The sequence below is a fragment of the Corynebacterium sp. genome, assembly GCF_043426755.1.
In the GTDB taxonomy this organism is placed as follows: Bacteria; Actinomycetota; Actinomycetes; order Mycobacteriales; family Mycobacteriaceae; genus Corynebacterium.
In genome coordinates this window covers 1-12301 of the sequence record NZ_JBHWRP010000032.1, presented here as the reverse complement: position 1 = coordinate 12301, position 12301 = coordinate 1, and the positions used below count along the sequence as shown (strand labels likewise).

Genomic DNA, 12301 nt, shown 5'->3' with positions numbered 1-12301 from the left:
TTCGAACCCCGCGTACGCGAAGTTTGCGCACCCGGAGCGTGTGGTGTCCGCTTCGTGGTTGTCTGCCCGTCTTGGCACGCCCGGTTTGCGCGTTGTCGAGTCTGATGAGGATGCTTTCCTTTATGACATCGGCCATATCCCCGGCGCGGTGCGCATTGAGTGGGACAAGGATCTCAACGATCCGGTCACGCGCGACTTTATCGACGGCGAGCAGTTTGCCCAGCTCATGAGCGATCGTGGCATTTCTCGCGACGACACCGTCGTGGTTTATGGCGACCAGTCCAACTGGTGGGCTTCCTACACCTATTGGGTGTTCGAGCTGTTCGGCCACCCGGACGTGCGCCTCCTCGACGGCGGCCGCGACGCCTGGATGGGCGAGGAACGCGACACCTCTTTCGCGGTGCCCGAGCTGCCCGCCACCGATTATCCCGTGGTGGAGCGTAACGACGAGGCCATCCGGGCGCTTGTCGACGACCTCAAGACGGCTGACACCACTAAGGACCTCGCGCTGGTCGATGTGCGCAGCGCCAAAGAGTTCGCTGGCGACACAGAAATTAGCGGCACAGAGAACTTCCCCGGCGCCCTGCGCACGGGCCATATCCCAGGCGCAGTGAATATTGCGTGGGGCGACGCGGTGTACCCAAATGCCCGCTTCAAGTCCTATGAGGAAATCGCGGAGGCCTACAAGGATTTGGATCCTAAGCAGGACACCGTGGTGTACTGCCATTTGGGCGATCGCAGTGCTCATTCCTGGTTTGTTCTGAAATATATTCTGGGTTTTGAGTCCGTGAAGAATTATGACGGCGGCTGGGTTGAGTGGGGCAACATGGTGAGGATGCCGATTGCCCGCGGTGATGCAGCTCCCAGCGACACGCCGCGATCGTCGTAACGCGCAGGGGGAAATCGCCGATACACTGACTGATTTCCCCTACAAAAAAATTAAAAGTACCCTTGATCCATCACAACATGACGGATTACTCACGTTTGGTGTGTAACAATGGTGCGTATTAAGCGTTCACATCAGGAGGACTAGTTTAAGTGGCAACTGACAAAAAGATCACGAAGGTCTTGGTCGCCAACCGCGGCGAGATCGCCGTGCGCGTATTCCGCGCGGCCAAGGATGCGGGAATCGGCTCTGTGGCCGTCTATGCGGAGCCGGATGCAGATTCGGCGTTCGTGGAGATTGCCGACGAGGCGTTCGCTCTTGGCGGCTCCACCCCGGCGGAATCGTACCTGGACATGGACAAGATCTTGGATGCTGCTGAGCGCTCCGGCGCGGATGCTATCCACCCTGGTTATGGCTTCCTCGCAGAAAACGATGAGTTCGCGCGCCGCGTGATCGATGCCGGTCTGATCTGGATCGGCCCCTCCCCTGCGTCCATCGCCGCACTTGGCGATAAGGTCACGGCACGCCACATCGCGGAGAAGGCAAACGCACCGATGGCTCCGGGCACCAAGGATCCTGTTGCGAATGCCGACGAGGTCGTCGCGTTTGCGGACGAGCACGGTCTGCCCATCGCGATCAAGGCCGCCTACGGTGGCGGCGGGCGCGGCATGAAGGTCGCCTACACCCGTGAGGAAATCCCAGAGCTGTTCGAGTCCGCCACCCGTGAGGCCACCGCAGCGTTTGGCCGCGGCGAGTGCTTCGTGGAGCGCTACCTGGATAAGGCCCGTCACGTGGAGGCCCAGGTGCTTGCGGACCAGCACGGCAACGTGGCGGTCATGGGTACCCGCGACTGCTCCCTGCAGCGCCGCTTCCAGAAGCTAGTGGAGGAAGCCCCTGCCCCATTCCTCACTGATGAGCAGCGCACCACCATCCATGAGTCCGCAAAGCGCATCTGCAAGGAGGCTGGCTACTACGGCGCCGGCACCGTGGAGTACCTCGTCGCCGCTGACGGCCTCGTCTCCTTCCTTGAGGTGAACACGCGCCTGCAGGTGGAGCACCCCGTCACGGAGGAGACCACCGGCTATGACTTGGTGCGTGAGCAGTTCCGCATCGCTGAGGGCGAGAAGTTGCGTTTCGACGAGGACCCCACCCCGCGCGGCCACTCATTCGAGTTCCGCATTAATGGTGAGGATGCTGGTTCCAACTTCATGCCAGCCCCTGGCACGGTCACCGAGTACAAGGAGCCTTCGGGCCCCGGCGTGCGTGTGGATTCCGGCATGCGCGCTGGTGCTGCGATTTCGGGCCAGTTCGACTCCATGGTGGCCAAGCTCATTGTTACTGGTGAGGACCGTAAGCAGGCGCTGGAGCGTTCGGCCCGCGCGTTGGATGAGTTCGTCGTCGAGGGTCTGCCTACCGTGATTCCTTTCCACAAGGAGATTGTGAAACACCCTGCGTTCGTCGGTGATGACGAGGGCTTCGAGGTGTACACCAAGTGGATCGAGGAGGAGTGGGACAACACCATCGAGCCTTATGTCGATCCAGCTGATCTTCCGGAAGAGGATGAGAACGAGCCGAACAAGAAGTTCGTCGTCGAGGTCGCTGGCCGCCGCATCGAGGTCGCGCTGCCTTCATCGTTGGCTTTCGCCGGCGCGGGTCAGGCACCGAGGAAGAAGCGGAAGCGTCGCGGGTCCGGTTCCGGTAAGGCCGCTGCCTCTGGTGATGCCGTGGCTGCTCCGATGCAGGGCACTGTGATCAAGGTCAACGTTGAGGAGGGCCAGGAGGTCGCAGAGGGCGATGTCGTGGTTGTGCTTGAAGCGATGAAGATGGAAAACCCGGTCAAGGCTCACAAGTCTGGCACCGTCACCGGCCTGGCCGTGGAGGCCGGCGGCCAGGTGAACAAGGCAGCAGTGCTGATGGAGATCAAGTAGTTCTCTAATTGGCAGCTCGCTGTGGGCGGGCGTAACGTGGGGCGTATGGATTTTTCAATACGCCCCGCTTCTGTTTCTGACCGCACCTATATCGCCCGCCTATTCTTCCTCACGGACGTCTTCGGCGATGAAACGAAGCCCGTCAGTGAATTCCATACCCGCGATCTTCCCGGCTACGTCGATGACTGGGACCCGGAACGCGATGGCGGTTTCATGGCGTTTGACCAGTTCAGCGTGCCTGCCGGCGGTATCTGGCTGCGCTACTGGTCCGGCCCTGACGCCGCAGGTTGGGCCAACCTTGGCCCGGACATCCCCGAGTTGGCTGTTGCTGTTGAGTCGCGCTATGCGGGCCGTGGCCTGTCGCGCAGGCTTCTCGACGACGCCGTGGCCCTTGCCCGCTCGCAGGGTGCGCCCGCTATCTCGTTGAGTGTGGATAAGGACAACCCGCGCGCCCGCCACGTGTATGAGAAGTACGGTTTCGAGGTCGTCCCAAGCATCGAGGGTGCAATGCAGCTGAAGTTCTAGCAGCGATCTCTAAACGGCAAAGGCCCGCCTGAGTAATCACTACTCAGGCGGGCCTTTCGCTCCCCCGCGGGGCGCGCAGTCCCCCTAGGAGATGACGACCACGAGGTCGCCACCTTCCACTGCGGTGGGCTGGGTGAATGCGAGGCGCTCCACGGTGCCGTCGATCGTCGCGGAGATGGTTGCTTCCATCTTCATCGCTTCAATCGTTGCCACTGGGTCGCCGGCCTTGACTTCTTGGCCTTCCTCCACGGTTACGGTCACTGCACCGGCGAATGGTGCTGCGACGTGGCCCTTGTTGGACGGATCTGCCTTTTCCACGTCGGCGACGGTGGACTCGGCATTGTGGTCGCGGACCTTGAGTGGGCGGATCTGGCCATTGACGGTGAGCACCACCTGGCGCATGCCCTTCTCATCCGGCTCGCCGACCGCGTCGAGGCGCACCACCAGCGGTGGGGTGTCGGTCCCCGGGTCGCCGTAGACTGCCAGTTCTTCGCGGCCTTCTTCAAGGCCGTAGAAGAAGAGGCGGTCGGACAGCGCATCGGTGTAGCCGTAGGTGCGCAGGTGCTCCTTGTACTCTTCGTACTGCTTCGGGAAGAGCAGCTGATCCAGAGCTGCACGACGGACCTTGTGGTCCTCAGACTCCAGGTCCTTCGCTAGGTCCTCAGGTACCTCGACGATATGCTGCGTACCTTCGCCGCGACCTGCCAGTGCCTTCTCACGCAACATTGGCCAGCCTCCAGGAGGGGTGCCCAGCTCGCCGCGCAGGAAGCCGATCACAGAATCTGGGATGTCGAACTTCTGCGGATCCTCCGCGAACTCCTTCGGGTCCACGTTGGCGCCCACCAGGTGCAGGGCTAGGTCGCCGACCACCTTGGAGGATGGGGTGACCTTGGTCGGGCGGCCCAGCATCTCGTTGACGGCTGCGTAGTAGTCCTCGATGAGTTCGAAGCGGTCCTCTAGGCCCAGCGCCTTTGCCTGGGTACGCAGGTTGGACAGCTGGCCACCAGGAATCTCGTGGTGGTAGACGCGGCCGGTAGGCCCTGGGATGCCGGACTCGAATGGGGAGTAAATCTGGCGCACGGTCTCCCAGTAAGGCTCTAGGTCGAAGACGGACTTCAGGGAGATGCCGGTGTCACGCTCCGTGTTCTCGAAGGCTGCGACCAGTGCGGACATCGACGGCTGCGAGGTGGTTCCGGCCAGCGGTGCGGAGGCGACGTCCACGGCATCGGCACCCGCCTCGGCGGCCGCCAGGTAGGTAGCCAGCTGCCCACCCGCGGTGTCGTGGGTGTGCACGTGCACCGGCAGCTCGAATTCCTTACGCAAGGCGGTGACCAGGCGGCGCGCTGCCTCTGGGCGCAGCAGACCAGCCATGTCCTTGATCGCCAGGATGTGAGCACCCGTGTCGACGATTTCTTCTGCCAGCTTCAGGTAGTAATCCAGCGTGTAGAGGTCCTCGTTCGGGTCCATCAGGTTGCCCGAGTATGCCATTGCTACCTCAGCAACGGTGGTGCCGGTCTCCAAAACGGCGTCGATTGCTGGGCGCATCTGGGAGACGTCGTTAAGCGCGTCAAAGATACGGAAGATGTCGATGCCGGAGGATGCTGCTTCCTTCACGAACGCCCGGGTCACGCTTTCTGGATACGGGGTGTAGCCCACGGTGTTGCGGCCGCGCAGCAGCATCTGGATGTTCACGTTTGGCACTGCCTCGCGCAGGATGTCCAGGCGGTCCCACGGATTTTCGTGGAGGAAGCGCATGGCCACGTCGTATGTCGCGCCGCCCCAGGCCTCGATGGAGAGCAGCTCAGGGGTCAGGTAGCCGACGTGCTTCGCGCCGGCGAACAGGGTCTTGGTGCGCAGGCGGGTGGCCAGCAGGGACTGGTGCGCGTCACGGAACGTGGTCTCAGTCACCGCCAAGGCCTTCTGGTTGCGCAGCTTCTCCGCGAACTTCTTCGGGCCCAGCTCCAGCAGGTCGTCGCGGGAGCCGCGTGGGACGGAATCGTACTCCCACTTCGGCAGCTTCTCCGGCGCGCGCACGCTGGTTGGGCGCTCACCGTTGGGCTTGTTCACGGTGACTTCTGCCAGGTAGTTCAGGATGCGGCTGGACTTATCCAGCGCAGGAGGTGCTTCCAGCAGGTGGATGTGCTCACCGATGAAGCCGGTGGAGATGCGCTTGGTCTGGAAATCGGCCTCTGCCAGCAGTGCGCGCAGGAAACCAATATTCGTCGATACGCCGGATACAGAGAATTCGTTCAGTGCGCGCTGGGCACGGGCCACGGCCTGCCCGAAGTCGGCGCCGCGGCAGGTCATCTTCACCAGCAGGGAGTCAAAGTTCGGGGTGATCTCGGTGCCCACAGTCACGGAACCGTCCAAGCGCACGCCCGCGCCACCTGGGCTGCGGTAGCCGGTGATCACGCCAGAGTCTGGGCGGAAGCCGTTGTTCGGGTCCTCGGTGGTGATGCGGCACTGCAGGGCTGCGCCGGTGAGCTTGATGTTTTCCTGGGCCAGATCCAGGTCAGCCAGGGAGGCGCCCGCGGCGATGTGCATCTGAGACTTCACGATGTCCACGCCGGTGACTTCCTCGGTCACGGTGTGCTCCACCTGCACGCGCGGGTTCATCTCGATGAAGACGTGGTTGCCCTGCTCATCGACGAGGAACTCCACGGTACCGGCGCCCTCGTAGTTGATGTGCTCGCAGAACTTCACGGCGTCGGCGCAGATCTGGTCGCGCAGTTCTTCGTCGATATGCTGCGCCGGCGCGATCTCCACGACCTTCTGGTGGCGACGCTGCAGGGAGCAGTCGCGTTCAAAGAGGTGAATAACGTTGCCCTGAGCGTCCGCAAGGATCTGCACCTCAATGTGCTGCGGATTGATTACGGCCTGCTCGATATACACGTTCGCATCGCCGAAGGCGGCCTCTGCCTCGCGCGATGCCTCGGTGGCGAGCTTTTCCACGTCCTCCTGCTTCTCAATGAAGCGCATGCCGCGGCCGCCACCACCGGCAACTGCCTTGACGAACACAGGGAATTGGAAGTCCTTCGCCCACTCCGCCAACTGCTTCGGGTCGGTGGATGGTTCGGAGTCACGCAGAATCGGCAACCCCGCCTCTTCGGCGGCGCGCACGGCGGCAGCCTTGTCGCCGGTCAGGTCCAGCGTTTCGGCGGTGGGGCCGATGAACTTAATGCCATTATCCTTGCAGGCGCGGGCCAGGTCGGCGCGCTCGGACATGAAGCCATAACCCGGGTAGACGGCGTCCGCACCGGTCTTCTTGGCGGCGCGCAGAATCTCGTCGATATCCAGGTAGGCCTTAACGGGCTGGCCTTCTTCGCCGATCTTGATCGCTTCGTCCGCGAACGGACGGTGGAAAGAATTGCGGTCTTCGATCGGGTACACAGCAACAGTCTGTGCCCCTGTTTCGAACGCGGCGCGGAAGGCGCGCACGGCAATTTCACCACGGTTCGCCACAAGAATTTTCTTGAATGATGGCAAATTATTGTCCACTGTGTGGGTGTCCTTTCCCTGCAAAATTAGTGCTCGTTCAAGTCTAGCGGGCGCATAGCGAACCTGGGGTGAGGTAGCACTTATTCTGGCCCTATATAGGGTTAAATAACTTTTATGCGCAAATGCGTCCCACATCTCATTTTCGTCGCCGCTAGCGCAGGAGAAAACCGCATTTATGAGGAATAACGGCACCCATGGCCTAAACTGTTGTGCTGACACAGTTGTCTCTTTGACTGAAAGGCACATCGAAGGCATGGACGCTCGTTTGGTAGTTCGCCGCTCGCCGGATTTCCGCAATGAAGAGGCCGCGGTTCGCGCGAGCCTGAACAATCTCGAGGGGGTCCAGCTGGATTCCGTCGCCGTGATCAACGTGTACGACGTGTTCGGCGCCACCCAGGCCGACCTTGAGGCCCTGCGCCATTCCGTCGTTGCCGATGAGCGTGTCGACGAGATCTTGACTGACGCTCAATTAGAGGACCTTCTCTCCGACGCGCGCCACGCTTCCCTTGCCGTGCAACCCCTGCCCGGCCAGTACGATCAGCGCGCCGATGCCGCCGAGCAAGCCCTGCGCCTACTCGAGCCCGCCACCACCGCCTCGATCTATTCGGCCGTGCTCTACGTCTTCGAAGGCGCCACGGACCTTGCCCCCATCCGCGACTTCCTGATCAACCCCGTCGAATCGGGCGAGAAGGACATGTCCGTCCTGCGCGAGCCTGAGATGGGCGAGATCGAGCCTTTGCGCACGTACCCGGACTTTTTATCGCTTGACGACGAGGGCCTGACTGCTCTGCTGGCCGACAATGGCATGGCGATGAGCCTTGCCGATCTCAAGGTGGTCCAAGAATACTTCCAGACCGAGGGCCGCACCCCCACCCAGGTGGAGCTGTCCACATTGGATACATACTGGTCAGACCACTGCCGCCACACCACGTTCAACACTGAGCTGACCTCAATTGAGGTGGCCGAGCCCCGTTTCGGTGAGCAGCTCACCCGCGCCCTGGCCCGTTACGATGAGCTGCGCGAAGCCAATGACCGCACCCACAAACCACGCAGCCTGATGGACATGGGTACCATCATGGGCCGCGAGCTGCGCCGCACCGGCGTGATGAATGACCAAGAGGTCTCCGAGGAGATCAACGCGTGCTCGGTCTATGTCGACGTGGATAACGCCGACGGCCAGTACCTGCTGATGTTCAAGAACGAAACCCACAACCACCCCACCGAGATCGAGCCTTTCGGCGGCGCCTCCACCTGCTTGGGTGGCGCGATCCGCGATCCCCTGTCCGGCCGCTCGTGGGTGTATCAGGCGATGCGCCTGTCCGGTTCCGGCGATATCAACACCCCGCGCGCTGAGACCTTGCCGGGCAAGCTGCCCCAGGCCGATATTTCGACCCGCGCGGCGGAGGGTTATTCGTCGTACGGCAACCAGATCGGCCTGGCCACCACGGGCGTGCGCGAATTCAATCACCCGGGCTATGTGGCCAAGCGGATGGAGCTGGGCGCGGTTGTTGCAGCTGCTCCGGTAGAGAATGTGAAACGCCTTGAGCCTGAGGCTGGCGACGTGGTGATCATCCTTGGTGGCCGCACCGGCCGCGATGGCGTGGGTGGCGCGACCGGTTCTTCGAAGGCGCACGACGAGGATTCCGTGGCGCGTTCCGGCGCTGAGGTGCAGAAGGGCAACCCGGTCAATGAGCGCAAGATCCAGCGCCTATTCCGCCGCCCCGACGTCGCGCAGTCGATTGTGCGCTGCAATGACTTCGGCGCCGGCGGTGTGTCGGTGGCGGTCGGCGAGTTGGCGGATTCGATCGATATCCACCTAGACCGCGTGCCGTTGAAGTACGCCGGCTTGAACGCCCGCGAGATCGCGATTTCGGAATCCCAGGAGCGCATGGCGGTCGTCGTGAAGCACGAGGATGCGGAGGCCTTCATCGAGGCTGCCGCCGAGGAGAACCTCGAGGCCGTACAGCTGGCGGAGATCACCGATACCGGCCGCCTGCGCATGTTCATGGGCGATGAGGTTGTGCTGGACATGTCGCGCGAATTCATCGACACCAACGGCGCCGACCGTTCCCAGTCCGTCACGCTGGTCGCCGCTTCGTCGACACCCGCCCCGAGCCCCGACTCCGTGCTCGAGGCGCTGCGACGCTACGGCTCCCAGGAGGGCATGATCGAGCAGTTCGACGCCACCGTCGGCCGCTCTACCGTGCTGATGCCTTATGGCGGCCGCACGCAGAAAACCGACGAGATCGCGTCGGTCCAGACCCTGCCCGTGCCCGGCGGCACGTCCACTGCGTCGGTCATGGCCTACGGTTTTTCGCCTTCGCTTGCCGACGATTCCCCGTACCTTATGGGTGCTTATTCCGTGGTGGAGGCACTCGCACGTATGGCGGCTGTGGGCGCGAACCCGGCGGATGCGTGGCTGAGTGTGCAGGAGTACTTCCAGCGCTTGGATCAGGATCCGGAGCTGTGGGGCGAGGTTACCCAGGCCCTGCTGGGTCTGCTGGAGGCGCAGGACGCTTTCCAGGTCGCGGCCATTGGTGGCAAGGATTCCATGAGTGGCACCTACGGCGAGGACCTGCACGTTCCGCCGACCCTGGTGACTTTCGCCGTGGGTGTGATGGATTCTGGCGATGTGCGCCCCGCCGCCATCCCAGCCGGCGAGCATGACATCTACCTTGTGGAGCACACCCCGCTGGAGTCCGGCGAGCCGAACTATGAGCAGCTGGTGGAGAACTTTGCCGCCGTGGTTGGTGCTGATGTTGCTGCGGCGTCCGTTGTCACCGAGGCCGGTCTGGGCCACGCACTGGTCAACATGGCTGTGGGTAATGAGCTCGGTGTGGAACTGGCCGGTTCGGTCACCGATCCCGCGATCGGTTCCGTGATCCTCGCGGTGGAGCCCGGCGCGCAGGCGCCTGGTACCAAGATCGGCACCACGAACACCGCTGGTGAATTCACCTTCGGTTCCGAAAGCTTCACCCTGGCTGAGGCGCTGGAGGCGCTGGAGTCCGAGTACCGCGACGTCTTCCCGCTAAACGAGGACTTCAACACCGACGATGCGGCCGAGCCCCTCCCCTCCTTCGCGACCGAGCTCAAGGCAGGGTCGGGCGTCGATAAGCGATCTTCTGCGGTGAGCGATGTTCATGTGTTGCTGCCGGTATTCCCGGGTACGAACTCCGAATATGACATGGCGGAGGCTTTTGAGGCCGCGGGCGCAACCACCGAGTTCCACCTGATCCGCAACCTCACTCCGCAGATGCTTGCCGACGACACCGCCGCGTTCATCGCGAAGCTGGACGATGCGCAGATCCTCGCTTTCTCCGGCGGGTTCTCTCTGGGCGATGAGCCGGATGGGTCCGCCAAGTTCATCGCCGCCTTCCTGCGCTCCCCTGAGGTAGCGGAGGCAGTCAAGGCGTTCGTGGCGCGCGAGGGCCTGGTGCTGGGCATCTGTAACGGGTTCCAAGCGCTGGTCAAGTCCGGTTTCCTTCCCTACGGCGACCCGGCGAAGCTCAGCGCAGACTCCCCAACCTTGACCCACAACCGCCAGCTACGCCACGTCTCCCGCATCGCGACGACGCGGGTCACCTCTGTGGCTTCGCCGTGGCTGTCTAGCTTTGAGCCTGGCCAGCAGCACCTGATGCCGGTGTCCCACGGTGAAGGCCGTTTCGTCGTCAGCGAGGACGATGCTCGCGCCCTGTTCGAGGCCGGCCAGGTGGCGTTCCAGTACGTGGATGAGTCTGGTGAGCCGACCATGGTGGCGCCCGATAACCCGAACGGTTCCTCTTACGCGATCGAGGGAATCGTCTCTGCCGACGGGCGTATCCTGGGCAAGATGGGCCACCCGGAGCGCTTCCGTGATGGCCTGATGCGCAACATCCCGGGCATCGGCGAGCAGGCGATCTTCGAAAACGCGGTGAACTGGGTGCGCGGGGATGGGCGCTAAGAGGTACAGCGAGGTTAGGGAGTAAGCAGCGACAGCGGGATCACGGCAATGCCGTCAGGTCGTCGATAAGCGTGCCGACCTGTGTAGAGCACAACGGCATCAATAAGGTCACCACCAAGTTGCTCGCGAAACCAGGTGAGGTGGCGGACATCATCATCGCGGATGGTGCCCGCCAACTTCATTTCAAAAGCGATGACTCCCCCATCGTGGCTTTCAAGCACCAGATCAATCTCGCGTTCCCCGCCCTTCGTCCGCACGTGACTTGAACTCAGCCCGTGGGCGGAAGCAGCCACGCGGACGCTGTGCACCGCAAGAGCTTCGAAGAACTGGCCCAACTTGCTCGCATTTTGTGTTGAATCCAACTGGCGGGGGCGCACACCAGCAAGAAAAAGCGCCATGGCAGTGTCTACGAGATAGTGCTTGGGGGCAACCGTGAGACGTGGGATTCTGTGGAACAAGGAATCCCACGCGGGAAGCGGATCGACCATCCAAATCTCTGATAGCTTCTCCCGATACACCGCGGTGGTCCGTTGGCTGGGAGCATCACCATCGCCTGCAGTGGCCCGCGCTAAAAGTTCCGTATAACTCGCATCGGTGCCCGTAAAACGCGCATAAGATCGCATCCACCCTAATAACCCGCTGCGATTCCGAACGGTGTAACCCTGAGCTGGTAGTTCACGGTCGACAATTCGTTGAATATACGCAGCAATAAACTCCGTCATGGCTAAGTTAGGCAACTTCGCGGCGCCTGGCATGCCCGTCGTACCAAGAGCACGTATATAGTCCTCGAGCACACAACTGGATTCCCCAGTGATGTTAGCGCCGCCCGCGATAATTTCACCTAGTGAAATCGTGCTGGTTTCCGAAGTCACCTCGCACATTCCAAGTGGGCGCATCCTGGCCGTCATAATCCGCCCTGCGCCAGTATGGGTAGTTATCCCCGGAGCCGGCGTTGCAGAACCAGTGAGGAAAATGCTTCCCTGTGGGATCCCCGCGTCGACAGCACGTCGAACAACGTCCCACGATTCTGGTAAAAGCTGCCATTCGTCGATCAATAGTGGCGATTCATGGGCACGCGCAACTAAGTCTATGGCAAGGAATCGGTTGCGGTCATCAGGCGAGTCCATATGGAATACCTCGTCGACACGCCGCATCGCTGTTTCTGTTTTCCCGACAGCTTTTGGCCCTTCAATTGCTATCGCAGAAAAGTGTTCGGCAAGAAAATCAAGACGATGATCGAGCGACCTTAAAACGTAATTCATGCTCACATAATAGCTGTTCAAAGCGCCTACTGCACGTTTGGTCGGGCTCCTACTGCACGTTTGGCCGGGCTCCTACTGCACGTTTGGTCACCCTCTTTCCAAACTGTCGAAGCTGAACTGTTGGATTAGGGCGGTTTTGGCCGTCCGAGGCAGCAAACCGCCCCTGTTCCAACATGCCTGTTCCAACAGTTTGCGGTGTAGGCGGGGTGTGCAGAGGCAGAACCGCCCCAAATGAGCCCGCGGCCGCACACTCTGCGACTAC

At 61.9% G+C, this 12301-nt stretch carries 6 protein-coding genes; 4 read left to right on the top strand and 2 right to left on the bottom strand.

What is annotated here, in order from left to right; translation table 11 throughout:
• From ACHFGA_RS03050 to ACHFGA_RS03040, 3 genes are all read left to right on the top strand, one after another.
• Positions 1 to 889, top strand: an 889-nt coding sequence (locus ACHFGA_RS03050) for a sulfurtransferase (RefSeq protein WP_394280960.1), incomplete at its 5' end; no start/stop codon positions are given.
• Between the two features lie 149 nt (positions 890 to 1038).
• Positions 1039 to 2814, top strand: a complete 1776-nt coding sequence (locus ACHFGA_RS03045; RefSeq protein WP_394280959.1) for an acetyl/propionyl/methylcrotonyl-CoA carboxylase subunit alpha — start codon at positions 1039 to 1041, stop codon at positions 2812 to 2814.
• 45 nt (positions 2815 to 2859) lie between these two features.
• The gene (locus tag ACHFGA_RS03040) at positions 2860 to 3339 is read left to right on the top strand and encodes a GNAT family N-acetyltransferase (protein WP_394280958.1); all 480 of its coding nucleotides are present in this window, start codon (positions 2860 to 2862) and stop codon (positions 3337 to 3339) included.
• Between the two features lie 84 nt (positions 3340 to 3423).
• Here ACHFGA_RS03040 and ACHFGA_RS03035 read toward each other — a convergent pair whose 3' ends face one another.
• On the bottom strand, positions 3424 to 6837 hold the full coding sequence (locus ACHFGA_RS03035; protein ID WP_394280957.1) for a pyruvate carboxylase: 3414 nt from the start codon (positions 6835 to 6837) through the stop codon (positions 3424 to 3426).
• Between the two features lie 253 nt (positions 6838 to 7090).
• Between ACHFGA_RS03035 and ACHFGA_RS03030 the strand changes: the two genes are divergently transcribed.
• Positions 7091 to 10777: a phosphoribosylformylglycinamidine synthase gene (locus ACHFGA_RS03030; protein ID WP_394280956.1), complete on the top strand. Its 3687-nt coding sequence runs from the start codon at positions 7091 to 7093 to the stop codon at positions 10775 to 10777.
• Positions 10778 to 10791: 14 nt separating this feature from the next.
• On the opposite strand, the gene ACHFGA_RS03025 is transcribed toward ACHFGA_RS03030, so the two are convergent.
• Positions 10792 to 12039, bottom strand: a complete 1248-nt coding sequence (locus ACHFGA_RS03025) for an ATP-binding protein (protein ID WP_394280955.1) — start codon at positions 12037 to 12039, stop codon at positions 10792 to 10794.
• Positions 12040 to 12301: the final 262 nt, after the last annotated feature.

Coding starts and splice junctions, on each gene's coding strand:
- ACHFGA_RS03040 (WP_394280958.1), top strand. CDS start 2,860: ATGGATTTTTCAATACGCCCCGCTTCTGTTTCTGACCGCACCTATATC.
- ACHFGA_RS03030 (WP_394280956.1), top strand. CDS start 7,091: ATGGACGCTCGTTTGGTAGTTCGCCGCTCGCCGGATTTCCGCAATGAA.
- ACHFGA_RS03025 (WP_394280955.1), bottom strand. CDS start 12,039: ATGAATTACGTTTTAAGGTCGCTCGATCATCGTCTTGATTTTCTTGCC.